At 61.4% G+C, this 23,439-nt stretch carries 22 protein-coding genes; 11 read left to right on the plus strand and 11 right to left on the minus strand.

Annotated elements, in window-relative coordinates; translation table 11 throughout:
* Window positions 1–20 precede the first annotated feature (20 nt).
* Genes CKW21_RS00160 through CKW21_RS00190 form a run of 7 tightly spaced genes read left to right on the plus strand, consistent with a single transcriptional unit; the run spans window position 21 to window position 6,538 of the window.
* Window positions 21–1,283, plus strand: coding sequence for a type II and III secretion system protein family protein (locus tag CKW21_RS00160; RefSeq protein ID WP_095192013.1), 1,263 nt, complete (start codon window positions 21–23; stop codon window positions 1,281–1,283).
* Entirely contained in the window at window positions 1,280–2,467 is a 1,188-nt protein-coding gene (locus tag CKW21_RS00165) for a pilus assembly protein (protein WP_095192014.1), read from the plus strand. Before CKW21_RS00160 ends, CKW21_RS00165 begins: the two co-directional genes overlap by 4 nt.
* The gene (locus CKW21_RS00170; protein WP_095192015.1) at window positions 2,464–3,744 is read left to right on the plus strand and encodes a CpaF family protein; all 1,281 of its coding nucleotides are present in this window, start codon (window positions 2,464–2,466) and stop codon (window positions 3,742–3,744) included. The genes CKW21_RS00165 and CKW21_RS00170 overlap by 4 nt, the downstream gene beginning before the upstream one ends.
* A 10-nt stretch (window positions 3,745–3,754) precedes the next feature.
* Complete coding sequence (locus tag CKW21_RS00175) at window positions 3,755–4,639, plus strand: type II secretion system F family protein (protein WP_095192016.1); 885 nt, start codon at window positions 3,755–3,757, stop codon at window positions 4,637–4,639.
* Window positions 4,640–4,647: 8 nt separating this feature from the next.
* The gene (locus tag CKW21_RS00180; RefSeq protein WP_371917488.1) at window positions 4,648–5,526 is read left to right on the plus strand and encodes a type II secretion system F family protein; all 879 of its coding nucleotides are present in this window, start codon (window positions 4,648–4,650) and stop codon (window positions 5,524–5,526) included.
* Window positions 5,527–5,536: 10 nt separating this feature from the next.
* Window positions 5,537–6,250 carry a hypothetical protein gene (locus tag CKW21_RS00185; protein ID WP_095192018.1) on the plus strand — a complete coding sequence of 238 codons (714 nt, stop codon included), beginning with the start codon at window positions 5,537–5,539 and terminating at the stop codon, window positions 6,248–6,250.
* A 12-nt stretch (window positions 6,251–6,262) separates the two neighbouring features.
* Complete coding sequence (locus CKW21_RS00190) at window positions 6,263–6,538, plus strand: DUF3613 domain-containing protein (protein ID WP_095192019.1); 276 nt, start codon at window positions 6,263–6,265, stop codon at window positions 6,536–6,538.
* Window positions 6,539–6,668: 130 nt separating this feature from the next.
* Here the strand turns inward: CKW21_RS00190 and CKW21_RS00195 are convergent, their stop codons facing one another.
* The 3 genes from CKW21_RS00195 to CKW21_RS00210 all read right to left on the minus strand — a co-directional run bounded on the left by CKW21_RS00195 (window position 6,669) and on the right by CKW21_RS00210 (window position 9,191).
* Window positions 6,669–6,932 (minus strand): DUF6124 family protein, encoded by a 264-nt coding sequence (locus CKW21_RS00195; RefSeq protein ID WP_095192020.1) that lies wholly within the window; start codon window positions 6,930–6,932, stop codon window positions 6,669–6,671.
* Between the two features lie 895 nt (window positions 6,933–7,827).
* Entirely contained in the window at window positions 7,828–8,619 is a 792-nt protein-coding gene (locus tag CKW21_RS00205; RefSeq protein WP_095192022.1) for a response regulator transcription factor, read from the minus strand.
* Between the two features lie 101 nt (window positions 8,620–8,720).
* Entirely contained in the window at window positions 8,721–9,191 is a 471-nt protein-coding gene (locus tag CKW21_RS00210; protein ID WP_095192023.1) for a prepilin peptidase, read from the minus strand.
* 75 nt (window positions 9,192–9,266) lie between these two features.
* Between CKW21_RS00210 and CKW21_RS00215 the strand changes: the two genes are divergently transcribed.
* Window positions 9,267–9,707: a TadE/TadG family type IV pilus assembly protein gene (locus CKW21_RS00215; protein WP_095192024.1), complete on the plus strand. Its 441-nt coding sequence runs from the start codon at window positions 9,267–9,269 to the stop codon at window positions 9,705–9,707.
* Window positions 9,704–12,457: an ATP-binding protein gene (locus CKW21_RS00220; RefSeq protein ID WP_095192025.1), complete on the plus strand. Its 2,754-nt coding sequence runs from the start codon at window positions 9,704–9,706 to the stop codon at window positions 12,455–12,457. Before CKW21_RS00215 ends, CKW21_RS00220 begins: the two co-directional genes overlap by 4 nt.
* Here the strand turns inward: CKW21_RS00220 and CKW21_RS00225 are convergent.
* The 5 genes from CKW21_RS00225 to CKW21_RS00245 all read right to left on the minus strand — a co-directional run bounded on the left by CKW21_RS00225 (window position 12,442) and on the right by CKW21_RS00245 (window position 16,886).
* Entirely contained in the window at window positions 12,442–14,364 is a 1,923-nt protein-coding gene (locus CKW21_RS00225) for a pilus assembly protein TadG-related protein (RefSeq protein ID WP_095192026.1), read from the minus strand. The genes CKW21_RS00220 and CKW21_RS00225 overlap by 16 nt on opposite strands.
* Before the next feature lie 228 nt (window positions 14,365–14,592).
* Complete coding sequence (locus CKW21_RS00230) at window positions 14,593–15,150, minus strand: DUF4136 domain-containing protein (RefSeq protein WP_095192027.1); 558 nt, start codon at window positions 15,148–15,150, stop codon at window positions 14,593–14,595.
* A gap of 54 nt (window positions 15,151–15,204) precedes the next feature.
* Window positions 15,205–15,822, minus strand: a complete 618-nt coding sequence (locus tag CKW21_RS00235; RefSeq protein ID WP_095192028.1) for a DUF4136 domain-containing protein — start codon at window positions 15,820–15,822, stop codon at window positions 15,205–15,207.
* A gap of 12 nt (window positions 15,823–15,834) precedes the next feature.
* Window positions 15,835–16,584: a methyltransferase gene (locus tag CKW21_RS00240; protein WP_095192029.1), complete on the minus strand. Its 750-nt coding sequence runs from the start codon at window positions 16,582–16,584 to the stop codon at window positions 15,835–15,837.
* Entirely contained in the window at window positions 16,584–16,886 is a 303-nt protein-coding gene (locus CKW21_RS00245; RefSeq protein WP_095192030.1) for a MazG-like family protein, read from the minus strand. The genes CKW21_RS00240 and CKW21_RS00245 overlap by 1 nt, the downstream gene beginning before the upstream one ends.
* A 259-nt stretch (window positions 16,887–17,145) precedes the next feature.
* On the opposite strand from CKW21_RS00245, the gene CKW21_RS00250 reads away from it, so the two are divergent.
* Together CKW21_RS00250 and CKW21_RS00255 are read left to right on the plus strand one after the other, a co-directional pair.
* Window positions 17,146–17,439, plus strand: coding sequence for a hypothetical protein (locus tag CKW21_RS00250; RefSeq protein ID WP_095192031.1), 294 nt, complete (start codon window positions 17,146–17,148; stop codon window positions 17,437–17,439).
* Window positions 17,440–17,605: 166 nt separating this feature from the next.
* Complete coding sequence (locus CKW21_RS00255; RefSeq protein WP_095192032.1) at window positions 17,606–18,964, plus strand: MATE family efflux transporter; 1,359 nt, start codon at window positions 17,606–17,608, stop codon at window positions 18,962–18,964.
* Here the strand turns inward: CKW21_RS00255 and CKW21_RS00260 are convergent.
* The 3 genes from CKW21_RS00260 to speA all read right to left on the minus strand — a co-directional run bounded on the left by CKW21_RS00260 (window position 18,961) and on the right by speA (window position 23,224).
* Complete coding sequence (locus tag CKW21_RS00260) at window positions 18,961–19,758, minus strand: DUF4123 domain-containing protein (RefSeq protein ID WP_095192033.1); 798 nt, start codon at window positions 19,756–19,758, stop codon at window positions 18,961–18,963. The two genes, CKW21_RS00255 and CKW21_RS00260, sit on opposite strands and share 4 nt — an antisense overlap.
* Complete coding sequence (locus CKW21_RS00265; RefSeq protein ID WP_095192034.1) at window positions 19,755–21,077, minus strand: type VI secretion system Vgr family protein; 1,323 nt, start codon at window positions 21,075–21,077, stop codon at window positions 19,755–19,757. Before CKW21_RS00265 ends, CKW21_RS00260 begins: the two co-directional genes overlap by 4 nt.
* Before the next feature lie 233 nt (window positions 21,078–21,310).
* Window positions 21,311–23,224, minus strand: coding sequence for an arginine decarboxylase (gene speA, locus CKW21_RS00270; protein WP_095192035.1), 1,914 nt, complete (start codon window positions 23,222–23,224; stop codon window positions 21,311–21,313).
* Between the last annotated feature and the right edge of the window lie 215 nt (window positions 23,225–23,439).

The following is a 23,439-nucleotide window of genomic DNA, read 5'->3' on the forward strand; positions in this document are numbered from 1 at the left end:
CGAGCAAGGACGCCTTTTTAATGCGCAGACGTTTTATGCCGTTGTTCAACGGCTTGATCTGGGCCACCTTGCTGAGCGGCGTGCCGGTGACGGCGGCCGTGGCGGCAACCGGCAATTGCGGGGCGCTGGGGCCGATGCCGGCCGTGCTGGAAGTCGGCGAAGGTCAGCAACAGGAAGTGCAGTCGCCCGTGCCGATTACCCGGATAGCCGTAGGTGATCCGAAAATCGCCGACGTGCGGGTCAATGGCAATCAGGCCTTCCTGCTCACCGGCATGGCCACTGGCGCCACCAGCCTGATGGTCTGGACGTCCTGCGCCAGCGCGCCGCGTCAGAGCATGGTGTTCGTCCAGGGCCGCGCCACCGCCGCCATGACCAGCGCCGCGCGCCTACCGTCCGATGACCCGGTGCTGCCGTCGCAGGTGCAGACCGACATCCGTTTCGTCGAAGTCAGCCGTACCAAACTCAAGGAAGCCAGCACCTCGATCTACGGCAAAAATTCTAACTTCCTGTTCGGCTCCCCCGGCACGGTTCCCAACACGGCCGTGACACCGCGCGTGTTCCCATTGCGCAACCTCGATCCGCGCATTGCCGTGCCCAGCATTCCGTTGGCCAACGACATGTACAACATCGTCGCCGGCGGCGGTAATTTCCTGGCGATCATCAACGCCATGGAGGGCAGCGGCTTCGCCTACACACTGGCCCGGCCAAGCCTGGTCGCACTCAGCGGACAGAGCGCCAGTTTCCTGGCCGGCGGTGAAATCCCGATCCCGATCCCCAGCGCCAACAGCAACAGCTACTCCATCGAATACAAGGAGTTCGGCATCCGCCTGACGCTCACGCCAACGGTCGTCAGCAACGACCGCATCGCGATCAAGGTCGCACCCGAGGTCAGCGAACTGGACTACAACAACGCCGTGACGATCGGCGGCACCACGGTCCCGGCGTTCACCATTCGCCGCACCGACACCAGCATCTCCCTGGCCGATGGCGAAAGTTTCGTCATCAGCGGTTTGATCAGCACGCAAAACACGTCGCAGGTGAACAAGTTTCCGGGCCTGGGCGACATTCCGATTCTCGGTGCGTTTTTCCGCAGTTCCTCGATCAACCGTGAAGAACGCGAACTGCTGATGATCGTCACGCCGCACCTGGTGCAGCCATTGGCCGCCAATGCCCAGTTGCCGTCGTTGCCCGGTGAAAAACTGCGCAATTACGACCCCAACTGGTATCGCCTGTATTTCCTCGAAAACGGCGACTTCGACAAACGCAGCGGGTTATCGCAATGAGCCAGAACCTGAATCAAACCTTCCTCGCGATCACGCGCAACAGCACTGACCTCGAATGGTTGCAGGGCGCCCTCGCCCCATTGGGCCAGGTGGTCAGCGCTGGTGGCGGCAGCCTCGACGAGCTGCTGGCGCTGGTCGACGTAACGTTTGCCAACCTGGTGTTCGTCGGCCTTGATCGTGATCACCTGGTGGCCCAGAGCGCGCTGATCGAAGGCGCGCTGGAAGCCAAACCGATGCTGGCCATCGTCGCGTTGGGCGACGGCATGGACAACCAGCTTGTGCTGAACGCGATGCGCGCCGGAGCGCGGGACTTCGTCGCCTATGGCTCGCGTTCCAGCGAAGTCGCCGGACTGGTGCGACGCCTGAGCAAACGCCTGCCGCCCGTGGCGCCGAACACCCAGCTCGGCGGCCTGACCGTGCTGTACGGGGTGCAGAGCAACGCCGATGGTGCGCTGCTCGCCAACCACATGGCGCAGGTGGTGCAGAAGAGCGGCCAGCAAACCCTGCTGCTCGATCTGGGGCTGCCACGGGGCGACAGCCTGGCGTTGCTCGGCCTGGAGAGCTCGTTTCATTTCGGCGATGCCTTGCGCCACGTGCGCCGCCTCGACGCCACAATGATCGACAGCGCCTTCACCCGCTGTGAAGTGGGGCTGCGCATCCTCGCCTACGCCAGCAACGATGAATCGCTGGAGCACACCAGCGCTGCCGAGTTGTACATGCTGCTCAGCGCCCTGCGCCAACACTTCCAGCACATCGTGGTGAACGTCACGGGGCAACCGGACAGCGAAGCCTTGCGCACCTTCGTCAGTCACTGCGACAAGCTGTTGTGGTACACCGACCAGAACGTGATCGACTGCCGTCGCAACCTCGCGGTGCTCAACCTGTGGCGCGAAAAAGGCATGAAGCTCGATCACGCCAGGCTGCTGGTGGACCGCTACTTGCGCAGCGTCGCACCGGATTCCGATGCGCTGGGCAAAAGCTTCGGCATGGAGATCATCGCCACCCTCGCCTACAGCCCGGAGGTGCGCCTCAATGCCAAGAATCAGGGCGTGACCCTGTTCGAACTGGCGCCACGGGAAGTGCTCACCCAGAGCCTGCGCACCCTCGGCGAACGCCTGGCCAAGCGCTCCGAAAGCCTGGCCAAACCCAAGTCCTGGTTCAGTCGCTTGAGAGGTGTGCAATGAGCGCTGAAAAACTGTTCGGCGCGCCTTCGCGCGGGGTGGCCGGCAATACCGACCACGAAGGCCTCAAACTGGTACTGCACCGCTACATCATCGATGCCATCGAAGAGTCCGGCAAAAACCTGCTGGAAGGTTCGCGGCAGGTGCTGTCGCAGTTCGTCATCGACAAAGTGGCCGAGTACATCGCGCGGCTGCACCTGGCGATTTCCCGCTATGAAATGGAGCGCCTGGCCGAAGAGATCGTCGACGAGCTGACCGGTTTCGGCCCGCTGGAAGTGCTGCTGCGCGACCCGGCGGTGACCGAGATTCTGGTCAACGGCCCGCACCGGGTGTTCATCGAGCGCGACGGTGTCCTGCATCAAAGTGACTTGCGTTTCATCGATGCGCATCACGTCGAGCGGGTCATCCAGCGCATTCTCGCGCCAATGGGCCGGCGACTGGACGAGTCATCGCCAATGGTCGATGCGCGCCTGCCGGACGGCAGTCGGGTCAACGCGATCATTCCACCGATTGCCCTCGACGGCCCGTGCCTGTCGATCCGGAAATTCCGCCAGGACATGCTCAAGAGCACCGATCTGATGGCCATGCAAACCATCGACCAGGCGATCTACGAATTCCTGCAGGAAGCCGTGGGCAAGCGCTGCAACATCCTGATCAGCGGTGGCACCGGCACCGGCAAGACCACGCTGCTGAACATTCTCAGCCAGTTGATCAACCCCCACGAACGACTCGTGACCATCGAAGACGTCGCCGAACTGCAACTCGGCCACCCGCATGTCGTCCGCCTGGAAACCCGCCCGCCGAACGCCGAAGGCCACGGCGAGGTGAAGGCCAGCGACCTGATTCGCAACGCCCTGCGCATGCGTCCGGACCGGATCATCCTCGGCGAGATTCGCGGCGTTGAAGTGCTCGACGTGCTCACCGCGATGAACACCGGCCACGACGGTTCCATGAGTACCGTGCACGCCAACAACGCCCAGGATGCCTTGCTGCGCCTGGAAACCCTGGTCGGCCTGACCGGTCGCAGCATCGCCGAACGGACCTTGCGCCAGATGATTTGCGCGGCACTGGACGTGGTGATCCAGTTGACGCGCATGCCCGATGGCCGCCGTTGCGTCAGCGAAGTGGTGGAGGTGGTCGGCATCCGTGAAGACGTGTATGTCACCAATACCCTGTTCCGCCTCGACCGGCGCAGCGGCTTCGGCTTCATGCGCGAGGCGGTCAACCCCGCCGGCGACAAACTGCGTCGCGAGTCGGCGATCTCTTCCTCGGCGTACTGAAGGCCACGGCATGCTCAAACCGTTGCTGCTCACCCTCGTTTGCCTGGCCCTGCTCGGCCTGTCGGTGCGCTTGCTTCAGCGTGGCTTGCGCCAACCGGGCGCCGAACGCGCACTGGAGCGCCTGACCCAAGGGCAACCGGAGCGCGTGGTACAGAAAACCTCGTGGGTGGCGCTGGAGCGCGCTTTTTTGCGCGCGGGCCTGGGGCGGCCCACGGAACGGCTGGGGTTATGGCTGACGCTGTGGGGCTTGGGCGGGTTGGTCGGTCTGTTGGCGGGCGGCTGGTTGGGTCTGCTGGTCCTGTTGCTGCTGCCGCCCGTGCTTCTGCGCCTGTATGTGCAGTGGCGTTACCAACGCCGGCTCAAGCGCATGATCGAACAATTGCCACCGCTGCTCGATCACACAGTGCGCAGCCTCAAGTCCGGCCGAACCCTGGCCGATGCCGTGCTCGGCGCCATCAATACTGCCGAAGACCCGCTGAGAAACGCGATGGGTCGGGTCCAGCGCAATGTGCAGTTGGGCATCAGTCTGCCGGAGGCCACCTCGGATTTCGCCGAGCTCTACGACAAAGACGAACTGCGCCTGTTCGCCCTCGGTTTGAAGGTCAACCATCGCTACGGCGGCAATGCCAGTGAACTGCTGGAAAACCTGATCAAGATGATCCGCGAACGCGAACAGGCCGCTCACCAGCTGAGTGCCATGACCGGTGAAACAAGGGTCACGGCACTGGTCCTGGCACTCTTGCCGGTCACCGTCGCCGGTTACTTCCTGGTCTCCAATCCCAAATACCTGCTGACCATGTGGAACGACGCTTCGGGGCAGATGATGCTAGTCAGCGCGGCCGCATTGCAGGTGTTCGGCTGTCTGGCGCTGTGGCGCATGTTGCGTAGCCTATGAACCTGTCCATGCTGCTGAGCTCGCTGCTGTTTCTGATTGCATCACTGCTGCTGCTCAGTGTCGTGCTCCAATGGCGTCGACGCGCACGCCAGGTGGTGCAACGCCTGGACGGAAACCTGCCGAGCGAGCACCGTTTCAGTCAGTGGCTACATGCATTGGGCACCAGTCGGGTCGGTCAGCAGTCGGTCAATCTGGATAACGAAACCCGAACGCTGCTCAACTGCCTGGGCTGGCGCACCGCGCGCAAACGCGCCTTGTTCGCGGCCTGTCAGGTCGGTGTTCCCTTGTTGGCGCTGGTCCTGTGTGTGCTGATCCAGACCCTGTTGTTCCCGCAGGTGAGCAACCAGTGGGTCGCCCCGGCGTTCGCCACCGGCGTCGGTTATCTCTTGCCCAAACGCCTGTTGGCGGCAGCGGCGCACCATCGACAAAAGAAACTGGCGATCGAGATTTCCACCTTCATCCCGCTGCTGCGCATCCTGTTCGAGTCGGGCATGGCCGTGGAGCAGTCGCTGCGCGTCTTGAGCCATGACGGCAAGCAATTGCTGCCGATCCTGACCCATGAATTGCAGCTGGTACTGGCCCGGGTCGATTCCGGGCTGGAACTGGGCGAAGAACTGAACAAGGCCAGTCGTTTGATGGCGGTGGATGAATTTACCGACACCTGCGTGATCCTCCAGCAGTTGATCCATCAGGGCGGCGGCGCAATGAAATCCCTGCTGGCACTCAAGCTGTTGCTTGATGACCGGCGCCTGACGCGCCTGCAGGAATACATCTCCAAGATGTCCGCCAAAATGTCCGTCGTGATGATGCTGTTTCTCTTCCCGGCGTTATTGATCGTACTGGCCGGCCCGGGCTTCACCGCCCTGGCTCGAGCCTTTGCTTCCTAGAGGGAACCCGATGAAAGCAATGATTGCCGGTTTGAGTCTGCTGTTGCTGGGTGGCTGTGCGAGCAACGGCCCAACACCCTGGGCCGCCCTGACCGACTCCGCCAGTTGCGGAAAATTGAGCTCCGAACAACAGTTGTCGCTGAACCTCGCCAATGACATGGCCAACGACGGCAAACTGCACGCCAGCCTGGCCAACCTGCAAAGCCTGCCGGACAACCTGGCCGACGTGCGCTTGCGCAAGGCCAAGGTGTATCGGTTGCTGGGCCGCAGCGAAGCCGAGCCGCTGTACCGCAGCCTGCTCGGCGGCTGCCTGGCCGCTGAAGCTGAACACGGTCTGGGCCAACTCGCCGCCGCCCACGGTGACAACGGCCTGGCCCAGTCCCACCTGCAACGGGCCGCACGCCTTGCGCCCACCGACGAAAAAATCCGCAACGACCTGGGCGTGGTCTACCTCAATCAACTGCGCGTTGAAGACGCCCGATTCGAATTCCTCACCGCCATGGAGCTCAAGCAGAGCGATCAACTGGCGGCGGTCAACCTGGTGACCCTGCTGATCTACCAGGACGACTGGAACCGCGCCGCCGAACTGGTCAGCCGTCTCGGCCTGAGCCCGGCCCAGGTCACCGAAGCCCAGGCCCGCGCCGAAAAACTCAAGACGCCCGCCAAGTCAGGTCCAAGCGTTGCCGCGCAAGTCGCCGCCGTCGCCAACCCGGCGCTTCAGTAGGGAGTACACAGAATGAAACCGACCACCCTCTGCTGCCTCGGCCTGCTGGCCCTGCCCCTCTACACCCACGCCATCGACCCCGGCCCTGCCTCGCCACAACAACAGGAAACCGAAGGCTGGCTGCAATTGCAAAACAGCAACGCCGCGGCCTCAACAAAACGCCAGACCGCCACCGCGACCGAGCGCGAATTGGCGATGCAGCGCTGGCTGAAGAGTTATCAGCATGAGATTCCGGAGTACTTTGACCAGTATGAAGGGGGCAAGGTGGACAGTGGGTCGGGGGAATAGGCCTGGATTTTTTTGCGCCTGCCAGGCCGCCTTCGCGAGCAGGCTCGCTCCCACAATTGAAATGCCTTCCTCCTATGGGAGCGAGCCTGCTCGCGAAGAACGATAACGCGGTCTGACTGGCCGTATACGGTTACGGAGGATCGAGATTATCCAGCGCCCGATTCACCGCCAACTCGCCAAGCATGATCACCTGCGCTATCCCCAGCAATGTGCTGCGCTGCGAGCCTTCCAGAAACGTCGCGAAATCACTGGCCATGACACTGGCTGAAGCCAGCGATTCACAGGCGTGGGCCAGCAGGGTTTCGGTATCGACATCGGGGGAGATGAAAAACATCGTGCTGGGTTTGCGCACGACGGGGTCGGTTTCGGGCGGATTTGGGGTTGGTTTGATCATGGTGAAACTCCAAGTATGAGATGGAGCTGCCACTGTTCGCCGCGACAGCGATCAAGGGTGGCAGCTGTACGCGGGGTCGCGGACCGAGCTACTTGGAAACCCGGCATACCCGAAGGTATCCCGCGCACAGCCACCATTACTCCAAACGACAAGCACCGAAGCGCCAGGGTTTGGAAGGTGTGAATTATGCACCAAGTAGATTGAACAGGCCGCGACAGCCCGATCACTGTTTTTTTGCAGTGACAGACAAAGGCTAGAGATGGCGCTTCCGACGGACAACCTGAAAAACGTGTGGGAAGGTTCTGGGGTTTTTATCGGTCGTTAAACATCGTTGTCCGTCAGGCCGCCTTCGCGAGCAGGCTCGCTCCCACAGTTGGATTGGGTATATCTGTGAGGGATTGGTTGGCTGTCAGGCCGCCTTCGCGGGCAAGCCTTGCTCCTACAAAGGCAAAAGCAAAAGCAAAAGCAAAAGCAAACTGGTGTACACCCGCTTTTCACCACTCATCAGGCCGAGCGTTAGCTCGCCTTAAGCTTTTGATTTTGATCCACCCGCCCCTTCGGCAGGCTGAGTGGAGGTGTTCATCCGGGGATTGGCGCGCAGCGCCGTTCGACGCAGTCGAACACATTGCATGTAGGTGCAGCGAAGCCAACCGGAGGGCAATGCCCCCGGATGGATGCCGGAGCGAAGGAACCCCGAGCCTTGGCGAGGGGCCGGACGCCGGGGCGAGACCTTTTGGTTCCTTTTGTGTCGTTTGACAAAAGGGACTCGCCGTAAGGGCGAAACCATAAGTCGCCGTTACCGAAGAAACGGATATGCACTCAGTCAACAAAACATAGGTCGGCTGTCAGGCCGCCTTCGCTGGCAAGCCAGCTCCCACAGTGTTCGGTGACAACTTCAGTGGGCAGTAACTCTCTGACGCAAACCGGAATGACTGGGCGATAGCGCCAACGCCAACTGCGTCCGATTATGCATATGCGTCAACCTCAACACCTGCGACACATACAACTTCACCGTGTTCTCGGTAATCCCCAACTCACAGGCAATCTGATAATTGGTCTGCCCCTTGCCCACCAACCGCGCCACCTCCAGCTGCCGCGGTGACAGCTGATTGAAAATCGCCGGAATCTCCCGCCGATCCACGTCGCTGACATCGCTCTCACCCTCATCCGCCGAAGCCGACGGATAGGGCGCGCGCCGAACCTTGTCCAGGTCCTGATACAGGTCATCGATCGACTCGGACAGGTATTGCAGCTTCTGATTCAGGTGCCCCAGTTGCAACGTCTTGTGCCGCTCGTGCACGGCCACTTCCTGACGCTGCAGGCCTTCGAGCAACTCGCCCAGATCAATCGGCTTCTGGTAGTAATCGGCCACCCCGGCGCGCAAGGCCTTGATCACATCCTGCTTGTCCGCACGCCCGGTGAGCATGATCGCTTCGAACGCGCGGTGTTTGCCGGACAGGCGTTGCAGCTCCTGGACCAGTTGAATCCCGTCCAGGCCAGGCATGTGCAGATCGCAGAGCACCAGGCCGATGTCGATGTCTTCATTGAAACGTTCGATGGCCTGATGGCTGGACTGGCAGGGCACACAACGGTAACCGCTGTTCTCGAGAAATTCGCAGAGCTCTTCAACGATCAATGGCTGGTCGTCGACCACAAGGACTTTTACTGCCGAGGTACGCTTGTTCACGTGCAACTCCCTGCCTGGTCAAACGCTGACCGTTCCTGTACTCACAGCCAGAAGCTGTACAACTACTGTATGAAAGTAGCCGCACTCCCGACTCTGTACAACTAGCCGAACCAGACAAACGTCAGCAACAACCCCACCAACAGAAAGGGCGCAAAGGGTTGTTTTTTTGACAGTCCAGGCGCCAGGTATCGCAGGCGTTCTCTAAGCCATTGACCGATCAGACGCCAGACGCTTGGCGCCAGCAGCAACCAGCACACACTGGCCAATCCGGCACCGATGAACACGCCGAGTACATGCCGACCGTCGGTCGCCAGCCCCAAGGCTGTCATGAGTTTCACATCCCCGGCACCCAGCCGACCCAGCGCATAGCCGGGCAAGGTGAAGGCCAGCGCCAGCAACGCAGCCCAGCCGCCCTGCTCTGCCGTCGCCCCCAGCCAGGTGGTGCCGCTCCACAGCAGCCAGGCCAATGCCAGCGCGCCGACACCCAAGGTCAGGCCATTGGCGATGTGGCGTTCCCGAGCATCCTGGGCTGCGCAAAGCGTCAGCCAGATCAACAGGACTACACTCTGCATCCCTTAAAAACCGTCCCTTTTGGCTGAATGATTCTATGCTGACATTACGTAGTGATGGTCAGGGTAGACGCACTCATGAAAATCAACCTCCCCCGTAAGCAAAAAGGCGCCGCCGCGATTGAATTTGCCTTGGTGTTCGTCATTTTTTTCGCCGTGTTCTACGCGATCGTCACCTACAGCCTGCCGCTGTTGCTGATGCAATCGTTCAACCAGTCCACCGCTGAAGCCGTGCGCCGTAGCGTGGCGTTGGACCCGAACACGCCCGGTTACGAAACCGCGTTGAAAACCGTGGTCAAGGACGAATTGACCCGGCAGTTGGCGTGGATTCCCGCCGGGCTGAATTTCAATGTCGACACCGACACGGCCACCACCCTCACCGCCGGCGTGCTGAAGGTCAGCATCAATTACCCCACCAACAAATTGAGTGCGGTCATTCCCTTCCTGAACCTGCCGGGGATCGGTCCGGTGCCGAGCTTGCCGCCGACGCTCACCGCCAGTTCGAGCCTGCAATTTTGAGTGCCGGCGACAAACTCTTCGGGCGTCTTCTCAACCGCCACCCCTCGCCGCCTCAGGACACCCTGCAGCCGCCGAGCCTGCTCAGTGTCGGCCTGCAGATGCATCTGAATGCCGAAGGTCGGGTGCTGCACCTGACCGGCCCGATCAGGCATCTGCTGGCGCAACAGATACCCGGCGCGCAAGCACCGCATCTGCTCGATTTCCTGTTACCTCACAGCAGCCTCGCCATCGAGGGCACACCCGCAGATTGGCAGGGGCAGTTGCTTGACCTGGACTTTTACGGTCTGAGCGGCCAACCCCTGCATCTGCGTGGTTGGGTCCAGCCATTGGCCGATGCCTGGCTGCTGCAGCTGTTGGACATCGGTGACCTGTTGCTCGAACGCCGGCAGTCGCGTCTGCGCGAGCAATGCCAGTTGCTGGCGGTGCACATCGGCGAGCAATTGCGCCTGTGCAGCCTGACGCGCCTGCCCGATGTGTTGAGCGAACAACTGCAAGCCCTGGCCCAGCGCTTTCACATCCCGTGCATCGCCCTGGCGTTGCTCGACGAGCAGGAACAAGGTTGGCAGATTCACCAGCACTACGCGGCGTTCGACGCGCCCCAACTGTGGCAAAACGGTCAGCGCCTGGGCACCGGCCTCGACAGCCTGAACGGCTCCGCCCCTCAGCATCTCAAACTGATGGAACACCCGCGCCTGCAACGTACCTTCGGCAACACCGAGGGTTTCGTCGTGCCTTATCACGATGCGCAAGGTGTGGCGGCCTGGCTGCTCTGTGGTTGCTATTCGGCGCAGCAACGGGCACCCGACGTCGGCGATCGCGACTGGCTGCAATTCGCCGCCGCGCTCGCCAGTCCCTTGCTGGAGCGCTTGCGCGAGCATCGGCATCACCTGCAACTGGAGCGCCTTGAATCGCTGCAAGCGTTACTCGGCACAGGGTGGTGGGAAGTGTTCGGCGACCGTGCCGAAGTGCGATTGGCGCCCTCGCTGGCCGCCGCCCTGAACCTGGCCAGTACACCCTTGCCATTGGCCGACTGGCTCGATCAAGTACACCCGGCCGATCGCGAAGAGCTGCGCAGTCGTCTGCAAGCCTTGCAGGACGAAGGCACACCACTGCTGATATGCGTGCGCCTGCATCATGTCGACGCTGACTCGGCCCCCGGTTGGTATCGCCTGCAAGGCCAGGCACTGGGTCTTGGCAAGAACAGGCGCGTAGTGGGCTTCATGCTCGACATCAGCGACATCAAGAATCAGGAACAGCAGGCCGCGGCAGCCCATGCGCGGCTGGACAATCTGATCGCCCGTTCGCCCGCCGTGATTTACGTGCAGCGCTATGTCGAAGGTGCGTTGCAACCGACCTTCTTCAGCGATAGCCTGCTACCCCTGCTCGGCTGGACACTCGCCGATTGCAGCGGTGCCGCGCTGGTCGAACGGCTTCACCCCGACGACCGCAACGGCTATTTCGAGCGCACCCGCCAGTTGTTGCGCGAGGGATCGGTGAGTGCCCGTTATCGACTGCGCGACAATCGCGGCGATTACCACTGGTTGCTCGATGAAGCCAAGTTGCTGCGCGACGATCTGGGCCTGCCGGTCGAGGCCGTGGGCCTGTGGCTGGACGTCACCGAAGCGACCCTGGCCACCGAGCAGGTCAAGCAAAGCGAGGAGCGTTATCGGATTTTGGTGGAGGACTCGCCGGCAATGATCTGCCGCTACCTCCCTGACCTGACCCTGACGTTCGGCAACAAACCATTGGCGACTTATCTGGAGTGCTCGCCGGAACAATTGCCGGGGGTGAATCTGGGCAACTGGATGTCCGCGGAGCAGCGTGATGCCTTCACTCAGCGCCTGAGCCAGTTGAGTCCCGAGTTCCCGGTCAGTACCGCCGAAATCAACCTGCAATTGCCCGGCCGGGAACACGCCTGGTGGGTCTGGTCGGATCGTGGGGTGTTCGATCAGCAAGGCCGGTTGCTGGAGATTCAAGCCGTGGGCCGCGACAACACCGAAGTCCGTCGCTCCCAGCAGCAACTCACGCAAAGCGCGAAAATGGCCACCCTCGGCGAAATGGCCACGGGGCTCGCCCATGAAATCAACCAGCCGCTGAACGTGATGCGCATGGCCATCGTCAATGTGCTCAAGCGCCTGGGCAACGGCGATGCGCAGATCGACTACCTGACCGACAAACTCAATCGCATCGATGCGCAGGTGCAGCGCGCCGCGCGGGTGGTGGATCACATGCGGGTGTTCGGCCGGCGTTCGGAGATCGAGCAGCATCCGTTCAACCCGGCCCAGGCCATCGAAGGCACGCTCTCGCTATTGGCCGAAGGCATGCGCGGTAAAGGGGTGGATTTGCGCGTCAGCGAAACAGGGTTCGAGGTGCAGGTTCGCGGGCATGTCGATCAGCTTGAACAAGTGTTGATCAACCTGATGGTCAATGCGCGGGATGCACTGCTGGGCAAGTGCGAAAAAGATCCGGCGTTCAAACCGTGGATTTCGTTGTACGCCGAACGGGATGCGCAGTCGGTGAGACTGTGGGTCGAGGACAACGGCGGCGGCATCGATCCACGGTTGCTGGAGCGGATTTTCGAGCCGTTTTTCACCACCAAACCGGTGGGCGTCGGCACTGGTCTGGGGCTGTCGGTCAGTTATGGCATCGTCGAGAACATGGGCGGCAAACTCAGCGTCAGAAACTCGACCCAGGGCGCGCGGTTCTGCATCGAGTTGCCGGTTGTGCCGGCCGATCAGATCACCAGATAGGCTTTGCCTTTCTCGCCGCAGGTCAGGTTGAAACCGACGTCGACCTTGTTGACGTCGATCCCCAGGTTCATCAACAGGCTGTCCACGATCGGGTCAACCAACGGCGCGAGCAATCCGCTGATCGCCGTGTTCAACAGCGTAGTCACATTCGACAGCGTCGACAGCAACGTACTCAACAGGCTCCCCAGCAGGCTGCCGATGGTCGGGGTGTGTTGAATCAGCGTGATCCCTCCCAGCGTGCTCTTCAAACTGCCGACCACTCCGGACAGCGTGACTGGATGCGTCGGGATCGGCGGCACATTGACCTCATGGGGATTGGCAAAGGTGTAGTTGGGTTCGCTTTTGCCGGCGATCGGGCTGTCGATCATGATTTGGCTGCCGCCACCGCCGAAGGGGGTGCGCGCGCCGCAGTTCAACAGGTGGCAGGTTTTCGAGCCGATATCGACCAGGGTCAGCGGTGACAGGCTTGGCGCCGGCGAGGACGAGAGCCAGATCGCGTCGTCGATCTGACCGACTTTGACTTGCAAGGCCGAAATGTTGGTGGTGGCGGTGAGGCTCTTGCTGGCCGGGCTGGCGCAGGAATAGTCGGTAACATGGCTGCTGCCTGTGCCGGCTTCAAGACCGAGATCCAGGTTCAGTCCGTTAGGCAGTATTTTCAGATCGGTCTGGGTGCAGTTGCCGAGGATGCAACCGGGTGCCAGCAACGTATTGACCAGCCCGACCACAGGCGTCAACAAGGTGTTGACCAACTGCAGAACGCTGTTGATCAACGACAGGTCAACCGAGACCAGAATACGGACCTGCGCGGTGCGCACGTAAATTCTGTTCGGCCCCAACGGGGCGAGTTTCGCCAGCGCCGGGTTGCCGACCGCCGAGAACTGCGGCGGCTGAATGACCTTGATGCGGGTGGTCACGCCCGCCAATCCCAACACGTTCACCGGCAACACCGCGTTCACCGCGCTGTTCTTGTTCGCCAGTTGGACAAAGCCCTGAATCAATTGAAACAGCTGTACCGTGGCGTCCAGCCCGGCGGCTTGCGTGCCGGTTTGCAAGGCCAGTAAATCACCCAGTTTGATCGGCGAGGCGCTGGTGGCCGCGAGCTGTAGATTGACCAACGCCGCTTTGACTTCAACGGTGGCGCCGCTGCGGTTGGCCACCTCGGCGGAGGCCTTGATGAATGAGGTCACACTGGCCTGGGTGTTCAGCAACGCGGTGTAGTTGCCGGCCGCTACGCCCAGTTCAATGGCGAGCTGATCCATGAATTTCAGCAGGTTGATATCGGTCTTGATCAAGCCGTCCCAGCCGCCGACGGTCAGGTTGACATTGCCCCCCAACAGCGTCGAGAACAGCGGGTTCAGAAGGTTCGACCTTGCACTGTCGGCCCCCAGCAATGTGCTGCGGATACTCAGTTGCGCCAACGTCTGCTTGGGCTCGGCGGCAACCGCGGTGGCACTGAGACGGGTCGTGAGACTGACCGGTCCGCCGGACAGCAACGCACCGATCCCTGCGGCCACGCTGGTGACAACGGGACGTGTGACGATCACTTGTACGGTAGCGGTTTTGGTTGGGTCGACGGCGAAGGTTCGCAGGTTTTCGGCACCCGTCTGCAAGGTGCCGCAACTGACCGTCAGCGTGTTGTCCGTACTGACGGTAAATCCGTTGCGCGCCGCACTTTCAGTGGCGTAAACGGCGGCACTCTGCCCGGACTGGCAGTTGCCATCGCGGGTCACGGCTTCGAGCGCCGCGGTGTCCGCCACCCGTTGCAGTTTGCGCTGTTCCAGATACAGCCTGCCGGAATCGATGACCAGCAGCATGAAGCCCAGCGCCAGTGCCAGGGTTCCCACCGCCATCAAACCGATCGCCCCCCGCTGCCGGGCCGGACCGCGAAACTGCATGCGAGGTGACATCGCGCACTCCTTTGCCGGCGCACTGCCGAGCGCTACCTCCGTTGGTGTGAAGCAGTGTAGACAAGGGTTCAGGCCACTGCTGGCAACTCGCCACCCCTGACAACAAAAAAACCCTGTAGGAGCGAGCTTGCTCGCGATGGACGTCAACGATAACGCGCACCTTCCGGCAGCACGCGTCGTCCTTGCGTTCTTCGCGAGCAAGCTCGCTCCTACAGGGGTTTGTGGTGGTTACTTGGGTGGGTAGTTGGCCAGTATCCGGGTGACGGTTTCGCGTATTGCATTGCTGCGATCGGAGGGGTTTGGTGTGCGGCTGAGGATCTGTTCGTCACTGCCCCGCCACACCAGTTTGCCGTCCTTGCCGTCGAGCAGGTCGATCTGGATGGTCGCCACTTTATAACTGACGTTGCGGGTTTCGTTGTACATCGGCGCGCCCCAGTAGCCGTACCACGGATTACCCCAACCACCGCCATAGTTGGTGGTCACCTGTTGCTGGCGCTCCTCGACAATCAGATAAGTCTGCACATTCAAATCACCCTTGCCACTCCCTCCGGCAGGGCGCAGGCCGCGCTGATCCAGTTGATCGGCCACCGATTGGCGCACCCGTTGCTCGGTCAGGTCGCTCTTGATCCGTGGATCATCGGGGCGATATTGCAGGGCGGGTTCTTTCCAGCTCCAGCTGCGATAGGCGGCGAAGTCGCGGCTGGCATCGAAGTCATGGTTGACCTGGTTGGCGGCACAGGCACTGAGCAGCGCGGCCGCTGCCAGTAGAACGAGACGGCGGAACATGATGGTTCTCCGGTTGAAGACATGCACCTGTGAAACGCTTCTTATCTGCAGAAGTTAACTAGGAGGATACGCCGACATCGCCTTTTCCACAGCCTCCCGGATGGCATCCGCTTGCTGGCTCTGGGTGCCCCGCTTGCTGGTTTCAGCGCTGGAACTCCACACCGGTTGACCGCTTTGTGCATCGAACATGTCCACCTGCACCACGACGACCTGTTCCTCATAAGTCCGCACGATCGGTACGCTGCCGTACATGCCGTAGCCCGGGCCATAGCCATAGCGGTTGTAGCCGCCGTAACCGCCGTAATAGCCGTAGTCGTCCCGGACCTGGCGCAAGCGGGTTTCCAGACGCAGGTCGGCGCTGACAAACAGATCTGCCGGGCGATTGTCATGCAACGGGCGCAAACCCCGTTGGTCCAGGGCATTGCTGACCGCTTCGGCGACTTGCGCCGAGTCCGCCCACGCAGTGCCCGGCGGCAGATGCCCGTTGAGCCAGGCCCAGCTGCGGTAGCGTCCGTAGTCTCGCGGTGGTGCCGGGTAAGCGCTGCGGTCGAAGGTGTTGGCCGCCTGCGGCGGTGCCGGTGGGATGGGGTTGGAGGACGCCACATACGGGTTGCTGCCCTGGCAGGCAGCCAGACCCAGGCAGATCACCAACAACCCTGAACGACTTTTCATTTCGCGCTCCGATCAGACCGGCCGGCAGATCCAGTGCAAGTAACGCCCAAGCCCGGCAAAGCTTGGGTGACGGCGGTGCGCCAGTTCCATTTCCAGCAAATCCAGCAGCTCGGCGCGAGCCTGGAATTCCACGGGCATGTAATCGTGAAAAACCCGCACTCCACTCTGGGTTTCGACCTGCCACAAGCCTTCAAGTTGCGCCGCCAATTCCCGTGGATCCAGGGGTTGTTGCGGGGTCAGGCTCTGCTTCTCGCCGGCCATATCGTTCTTGCGCATCTTGCGGAAATGGCCCTTGAGCAAGTTGCGATAAATCAGCGCGTCGCGGTTATAGAAGGCCAGGGACAGCCAGCCGTCGGCCTTGGTCAGTTGATGCAGCACCGGCAGGATCGCGTGGGGTTCGGCCAGCCATTCAAGCACGGCGTGGCACAGCACCAGGTCGTAAGGTTCGTGGAGCTGGCCGAGCAGGTCCTGCCACGGCGCCTGAATGAACGTTGCCGTTTGCCCGGCCTCGGCGAAACGCTGACGGGCGCCTTCAAGCATGGGCTCGGCGGGTTCGGCCAAGGTCACCTGATGCCCGCGCTCGGCCAGCCACAATGACATATGGCCCAGGCCGGCGCCGATATCCAGGACCCGTAGCGGCCGGTCCGGCAGGATTTCGGCCAGATCAGCCTGCAACACCGCCAGGCGAATCGCACCTTTGGCGCCGCCGTAGATTTTTTCCGCGAAGCGCGTTGCCAGTTGATCGAAATGACGGTCGCTCATCAGCTGAACCTCCGTTCGCTGTCGGCCAGTTTGCTACGTACTACGTCATTCATATCCAGACCCAGCTCGCTGCACAGCAGCAATAGATAAAGCACGATGTCGCCGATCTCCTGCCCGGCATGGGCCAGTTTTTCCGCCGGCAACTGCCGCGACTGGTCTTCGGTCAGCCACTGGAAAATCTCCACCAGCTCGGCCATTTCGACACTCGCGGCCATGGCCAGGTTTTTCGGACTGTGAAAGGGCTGCCAGTCATTGCGGTCACGGATGGCGTGCAGGCGTTCGGTCAATTCAACAAGGTTCATCGGGCTCTCCTGAAGGGGTATAGCTTCGGGGGGATGGCGAGTGAAGGCAAGTGACAAAGATTGAGTGGTCAGCCCTGTTTTTTATGTGGGAGCGGGCTTGCTCGCGAAAGCGCTGTGTCAGTCGACATCATCGTTGACTGACACACCGCTTTCGCGAGCAAGCCCGCTCCCACAGGTTGTGCGCAACGCTCTATGCTTGTGGGGAACTCGCCACCGCCCTCAATGGCCCAACACTCGAATTCATCAGGACGCTCATTCCATGCAGGTAGAAGGTTTTTTCGAATGGCTCGGCCAGGTCCTCGGTTCTGTCATCCGTTTCATCGTTGACGCCCTCAGCGGCCTGTTCGAACTGCTGAGCCGTGCCAGCAGCAACTTTGTCGAAGGTCTGGCCCGCACGCTGGGCATGGACACCTCGATCGTCAGCATCATTACACTGATCATCGGCCTGGTGCTGCTGTGGTCAGCGATCCGCGCGTTCATGAATGCATCGTTCATCATGGGGATCATCTGGTTGATGCTGGGGTTGTGGTTGCTCAGCTGGATCATCCACTGACACCACAAGACACTGTGGGAGCGAGCCTGCTCGCGAAGGCGGCAGCACATTCAACATTGATGTGACTGAAAGATCGCTTTCGCGAGCAGGCTCGCTCCCACATTGGATCTCTGGTGTCTGGAAGATTGGGTCACCGCTACAATGCACGCTCCCCCAAGGAGCCTGCATGTCCAACCTGATTGCCGACTGGCGCGATCGTCCTACCCATCGTCGGGTCTGGGCGCTGGCTGCGCCGATGATTCTCTCGAATATTTCCGTACCGCTGGTGGCGCTGGTCGACAGCACCGTCATCGGTCATCTTCCCCATGCCCATCAGCTCGGTGCCGTCGCGGTCGGGGCCAGTCTGTACACCTTTCTGGCCTGGGCCATGGGCTTTCTGCGCATGGGCTCCACCGGATTTGCCGCCCAGGCCGCCGGGCGCGGAGATGGCGCGGCGTTGAGGCAAATTCTGTTGCAGGGCCTGCTGCTGGCCATGGGACTGGCCATCGTGCTGGGTGCCGTGGGCGTACCGTTAAGCGGGGTCGCGCTGCATTTCATGCAGCCGTCGGCGGAGCTGGACCAGATGACCCGCGAATTCTTCCACACACGGCTGTTCGGCCTGCCCGCGGCGCTGGCCAGTTATGCGCTGGTCGGCTGGTTTCTCGGCACGCAAAACGCCCGCGCGCCGCTGGTGATTCTGCTGAGCACCAACCTGGTGAACATCGCCCTGAACCTGTGGTTTGTCCTCGGCCTGGAATGGGGCGTGGTCGGCGCGGCCAGGGCTTCGGTGATTGCCGAATGGACCGGTGCCCTGATCGGCCTGCTGATGACGCGCCAGGCCCTGCGCGCTTACCCCGGCCATATCGTCTGGGCTGCGTTGGGGCTGTGGCAGAGCTGGCGTCCACTGCTGGCGGTCAATCGCGACATATTCATCCGTAGCCTGGCCCTGCAATCGGTGTTTTTTCTGATCACCGTGCAAGGCGCGCGATTGGGCGATGCCACGGTCGCCGCCAACGCCCTGCTGCTCAATGGTTTGCTGTTGACCGCCCACGCGCTCGATGGCCTGGCCCATGCCGTGGAAGCCCTGTGCGGGCATGCCATCGGCGCTCGCGACCGTGACGCCCTGCGCCGCTCGCTGGTGGTAGCCTGCGGCTGGTCGTTGTTGGCGAGCCTGGGATTTGCGGTGTTGTTTCTCTTTGCCGGGCATTTGTTCATCGAGATGCAGACCGACATTGCCAGCGTGCGTGACACCGCATTCATCTACCTGCCCTACCTCGCCGCGCTGCCGCTGATCGCCGTCTGGAGCTACCTGCTCGACGGGCTGTTCATCGGCGCCACCCGCGCTCGGGAAATGCGCAACGGCATGCTGCTGACGGTGGCCTTGCTGGTGCCGTTTGGTTGGGCGCTGCAAGGTTTCGGCAATCACGGCCTGTGGATAACCTTCCTGCTGTTCATGTTGCTGCGCAGCCTGACCCTCGGTGTGATTGCCTGGCGCCTGCGTCGCCACGACGGCTGGTTCACCCACGCGCACTGGCCTGGAGCTTAGGGCTGATCGTTCTGCCAGCGGTTGCGCAGGCTGTCGAGCCGTTCCTGTTGCGTGCGACCCGACAACGGCGATTCAGCCACTGCGTCAGGGTGCTGCAGACGCAGCCATAACCAGCCATCCAGCACCGGCCGCTCACTGAAACCCAGCGCCAACCCTTCCTGCAAACAGTTCCACAGGTGGGTGTAATCCGTCGAGGTGGTACGGCTCCAGTGCCAGGCATGCTGCTCCATCAGACAGGTTTGCAGCTTTTCCCGCTGTCTGGGGCTGAGTCTCTCTTCGACGTCCAGGGAGCTAACGGCAAGCCCCGGATTGAGCAATCGCTGCCAGCCCTGACTGCCGATCGCCCGGTCGGCCCATGTACCGCCAAACCAACGCAATTGGCTGATCGGCCCCAACCAACGACTCAGTTCACCCGCGTCACAGGCATCGAAAAAGTAACTGGCGGTGTACGGGTTGTAGTAACTCAGCAAGGCCCGATGGTGCAGGCCGAAACTGACTGTCAACATGCGTCGCAGGTGCGCCAGCAATGTCGACGCCGACGCCTCGCTGTTCAACAGCAACCCCCGCCAGTGCTGCGTATCGCGCTGACACACTTCGGCCAGTATCGGGCAGCTCCGCAGGTCGACCAGTCTCGGGCCTTGTTCGCGCACTGCGTGCCATTCGGTGCCTTCGAACAGCCAGAAGCACCGAGCCTGGGCAAAACGGTGTTTCAACGTCACCCCTGCCTGCGACGCCTCCGACGCATCCAGCAACAACCATTGCGGGGTCGCATCGGCCGTTTGTACGGCGATCATGCTGCACCGCTCTGGCCAAGCCGCACGGCCGCCCGACAGGTGCAGAACGCCTGCGCACAATGATTGAAGCTCCCTCCACCGGGCAGCAGACACAACAACAGCAAGGGCTCCCCCGAACGCAGCCAGCCCTCAACCCCTTCAGGCGGGTGCTCAGCGGCACACGTCACCGGCGTCGCATCAAGCACTTGAACAGGCACTGGCTGGTGAAGAACCCCGGTAATCAGAGGTTGATCCGGATCGCCTTCGATAAAGCTCACCACCACCTCAGCGCCTTCGCCCAACTGCGCACCACCGGCTGCCTGCAACTGCGGCGCCAACGGCAGCCAGCAGTGACCGGGCGTCGCCCCCTCACCCTGATACGACCAGTCAAACTGCACGGCCACCGGTCGCGAAGGATCCGGTTGAGGCTCATCAACGCTCACCACCCACCCCCGTTGCAGGCTGTGCATCCTGGGTTTCACCGCGCAACGGCGAGACTTGAACGGTGTTGACCAGTGCATCGCACGCACCTTATTGCTGTAAGGGAGGAGCGGATCCTGGCCACCCTGATGCTCGACATGGGTCAGCAGCCACAGCTGATTCCATTCGGTCACTGGATGGTCGGCCAGCGGCATCAATTGACCGCTGCGCAACGCCGCCAGATCCGTGTGGCATTCGGCACTGTCCTGCACGCTGTCGGCACATCGCTGAACTTCGAAACGACGTACCGCCGGTTGTTCAGCGTCGATGCTGAAAACCGCCGTTTCGCCCACAGGGAAATGCCCCTGTCCATCGGCGAACACCAGGCAATGACCCCGTGCCTGGCGTTCAAAGTGGTAGTGAAGCCGTTCCTGGGCGCACAGCCGTTGAAGAAATTGCAGGTCCGATTCTCGGTACTGGGTGCAGAACTCCCGCAGTGGATAGTCACCGCCCAGTTCAAAGCGCCGGTCATGACCGACTATCCCGTGCTCCTTGAGCACCTGATCGAGGATTTGCGGCACCGAACGTGCACTGAAGATGCGCTGGCTGAACCGCTGGGCCAGGCACGCCAGTTTCGGCCCCAGGCGCACATGGCAAAGCCTGACTGTCGAGCCATGGTCACGTTGGACCAGTTCATGCAATTGTCCCTGGACGCTGTTTCCGGCCGGCCCGAAATGCAAGGTGGCCGAGCGATACATCAGGCTGGCGAGGTCGAGGGCAGGGTCATCGATCAGCAGATCCACGTCGAACACGAACGGCTCGCTGATGGCTTCTCTACCGGTAAAGGCCAGGACTTCGAAGGCGTCGGACAGACCTGCTACGTCCAGACGAAATTCAGACTCGTTGACTGGATCGAACATCGGCGATTCTCTACAAGAGGGGCGGCCGAAGATTTTCGCCGAGAGGCACGGCCGAGTAGAGAGGCGAACTACAACTTAGGAAATGACCTACGCGAAAAGAGGACCAATGACTGGAAAAGCCGAAGTCGTAGGTAATTTCGATAGGAAAAAAGAGAATCGCCGCACCAGGTCATCTGAAACTTCCGCAGCTTGGCGGAACATTTTCAGACAACCTGATGAAAGCGCGGCTTACCTCAGGAAGACAGGTAAGACGAACGGGTCAGGCCCAGGCGCAAGGCGTCGAGGAACTGGGTGCGCTCGCTGGCACTGATGCGGGCACTGGCGCACTTGTCGCGGTAGTGGGTCATCAGCTCTTCCGGCGACAGGTGCACGTAACGCAGCATGTCTTCGATGGTGTCGTGGGTTTCGATACCGGCGTGGTACACGCTGCCGTCGGCGTTCTGGTAGATGTTCACCGAGTCGGTGTCACCGAACAGGTTATGCATATCGCCGAGAATTTCCTGGTAAGCACCCACCAGGAACACGCCCAACAGATAGTCTTCACCGTCTTTCAGCGCGTGCACCGGCAGGCTGGTTTCGATGCTCTGCTCATCGACATACTGGTTGATCTTGCCGTCGGAGTCGCAAGTCAGGTCTTGCAGCACCGCACGGCGCAGCGGCTCTTCGTCGAGGCGATGCAACGGGATGATCGGCAGTACCTGGTCGATGGCCCAGGTGTCCGGCAAGCTCTGGAACACCGAGAAGTTGCAGATGTACTTGTCGGCCAACTTGTCATTGAGTTCGTCCAGCACCTGACGGTGGGAACGCTGACGCGCCTTCAACGAGTTGTGCAGGCGACGGCATACGGCGAAGTAGCATTGCTCGGCCAGGGCTTTTTCGGCCAGGGTCAGCTTGCCATCGGCGTACTGGGCGGCGACATCGCTCATGTAGTGCGTGGCGCGCCAGTAGGTTTCGGTGACCATTTCGATATCGGTCGGACCCAGCAGGTCCACCAGCCACTGCACGGTTTCCGGTAGCGCTTCCTTGTTTTCGATCTGCGGCACGTCGTCGTTGTGTTTCTCGACGTCGGTCACCTGGATCACCAGCATCGCATGGTGCGCAGTCAGGGAGCGGCCACTCTCGGAGAAGATGTTCGGGTGCGGCAGGCTCTGCGCGTCGCAGAACTCCTTGAGCATCCCGACCACGACACCGGCGTAATCGTCCATGTCGTAGTTGATCGAACTGGCGTTACGCGAGTGCGTACCGTCGTAGTCAACGCCCAAACCGCCACCGACATCGATGTGGTCCACCGGCAGGCCAAGGTTGCGCAATTCGCCGTAGTAACGGATCGCTTCCTTGAAACCATGCTGGTAGTCCGCCAGGTTGGCGATCTGCGACCCCATGTGGAAGTGCAGCAGGCGAATGCCCTGATCCAGGCCCGCTGCGCGGAAACGCTCGACCACCGACAGCAGTTGCGCCGCCGACAGACCAAACTTGGATTTCTCGCCACCCGTGTCGGCCCACTTGCTCGACGCCAGGGACGACAGGCGCACGCGCAAGCCGACCTGTGGCTTGACCTTGAGCGAAGCGGCCTCTTCAATCACCAGGCCGACTTCGGATTCTTTCTCGATCACAATGAACACGTTGTGACCAAGCTTCTGGCCCATCAAGGCCAGGCGAATGAACTCGCGGTCCTTGTAGCCGTTGCAGACAATGGTGCCGCCCTTCGGCGCCAGCGCCAGCACTGCCAACAGCTCAGGCTTGGAGCCCGCTTCCAGACCGATGGACACGTTCTGGGTCGCGATGATGTTTTCGATCACCGCTTCCTGCTGGTTAACCTTGATCGGGTACAGCGCGGTGTACTTGCTCTGGTATTCCAGGCGCTCGATGTTGGCGTCGAACGCGCCGGTCAGCTGACGCACGCGGTCTTGCAGGATATCCGGGAAACGCACCAGCAACGGCAACGACAAGCCGCTCTTGCGCAACTCGTCGACTTGCTCGAACAGGTCGATAGGCGAACTGCTCGGGCCGTTCGGACGAACCTCGACGCGACCGGCGTCATTGATCGCGAAATACCCGGCCCCCCAATGGCGGATCCCATAAACACTGCGGCTGTCCGCAACTGTCCATTGGCTGCCATCGTCTTTGCGTGTGCGTCGTACGGACATCGAAGTCCCCTATAAAGAAGTCATGGTGCGTCGCCTGGATTCAGGCCGGCGCAGTCTAAAGAATGAAAATGACGGTTCGTCAACGAGGGGGTAGACCCCGCCAACCGCAACGAGTTTAGAAACCGGTCATGAACAGGCTCTGTGAAAACCATGGTGACGACGCCGGCCCTGAAGGCAATCAGGACCGGATCAAGCCGCGGGTGGTTTTCACAGAG

It is taken from the genome of Pseudomonas sp. Irchel 3A7 (assembly GCF_900187565.1).
Classification (GTDB): Bacteria; Pseudomonadota; Gammaproteobacteria; order Pseudomonadales; family Pseudomonadaceae; genus Aquipseudomonas.

Excerpts from the sequence above, each read along its gene's own strand:
- CKW21_RS00160 (WP_095192013.1), top strand. The coding sequence starts at position 21 with ATGCGCAGACGTTTTATGCCGTTGTTCAACGGCTTGATCTGGGCCACC.
- CKW21_RS00165 (WP_095192014.1), top strand. The coding sequence starts at position 1,280 with ATGAGCCAGAACCTGAATCAAACCTTCCTCGCGATCACGCGCAACAGC.
- CKW21_RS00170 (WP_095192015.1), top strand. The coding sequence starts at position 2,464 with ATGAGCGCTGAAAAACTGTTCGGCGCGCCTTCGCGCGGGGTGGCCGGC.
- CKW21_RS00175 (WP_095192016.1), top strand. The coding sequence starts at position 3,755 with ATGCTCAAACCGTTGCTGCTCACCCTCGTTTGCCTGGCCCTGCTCGGC.
- CKW21_RS00180 (WP_371917488.1), top strand. The coding sequence starts at position 4,648 with ATGCTGCTGAGCTCGCTGCTGTTTCTGATTGCATCACTGCTGCTGCTC.
- CKW21_RS00185 (WP_095192018.1), top strand. The coding sequence starts at position 5,537 with ATGAAAGCAATGATTGCCGGTTTGAGTCTGCTGTTGCTGGGTGGCTGT.
- CKW21_RS00190 (WP_095192019.1), top strand. The coding sequence starts at position 6,263 with ATGAAACCGACCACCCTCTGCTGCCTCGGCCTGCTGGCCCTGCCCCTC.
- CKW21_RS00195 (WP_095192020.1), bottom strand. The coding sequence starts at position 6,932 with ATGATCAAACCAACCCCAAATCCGCCCGAAACCGACCCCGTCGTGCGC.
- CKW21_RS00210 (WP_095192023.1), bottom strand. The coding sequence starts at position 9,191 with ATGCAGAGTGTAGTCCTGTTGATCTGGCTGACGCTTTGCGCAGCCCAG.
- CKW21_RS00215 (WP_095192024.1), top strand. The coding sequence starts at position 9,267 with ATGAAAATCAACCTCCCCCGTAAGCAAAAAGGCGCCGCCGCGATTGAA.
- CKW21_RS00225 (WP_095192026.1), bottom strand. The coding sequence starts at position 14,364 with ATGTCACCTCGCATGCAGTTTCGCGGTCCGGCCCGGCAGCGGGGGGCG.
- CKW21_RS00230 (WP_095192027.1), bottom strand. The coding sequence starts at position 15,150 with ATGTTCCGCCGTCTCGTTCTACTGGCAGCGGCCGCGCTGCTCAGTGCC.
- CKW21_RS00235 (WP_095192028.1), bottom strand. The coding sequence starts at position 15,822 with ATGAAAAGTCGTTCAGGGTTGTTGGTGATCTGCCTGGGTCTGGCTGCC.
- CKW21_RS00240 (WP_095192029.1), bottom strand. The coding sequence starts at position 16,584 with ATGAGCGACCGTCATTTCGATCAACTGGCAACGCGCTTCGCGGAAAAA.
- CKW21_RS00245 (WP_095192030.1), bottom strand. The coding sequence starts at position 16,886 with ATGAACCTTGTTGAATTGACCGAACGCCTGCACGCCATCCGTGACCGC.
- CKW21_RS00250 (WP_095192031.1), top strand. The coding sequence starts at position 17,146 with ATGCAGGTAGAAGGTTTTTTCGAATGGCTCGGCCAGGTCCTCGGTTCT.
- CKW21_RS00255 (WP_095192032.1), top strand. The coding sequence starts at position 17,606 with ATGTCCAACCTGATTGCCGACTGGCGCGATCGTCCTACCCATCGTCGG.
- CKW21_RS00260 (WP_095192033.1), bottom strand. The coding sequence starts at position 19,758 with ATGATCGCCGTACAAACGGCCGATGCGACCCCGCAATGGTTGTTGCTG.
- CKW21_RS00265 (WP_095192034.1), bottom strand. The coding sequence starts at position 21,077 with ATGTTCGATCCAGTCAACGAGTCTGAATTTCGTCTGGACGTAGCAGGT.
- speA (WP_095192035.1), bottom strand. The coding sequence starts at position 23,224 with ATGTCCGTACGACGCACACGCAAAGACGATGGCAGCCAATGGACAGTT.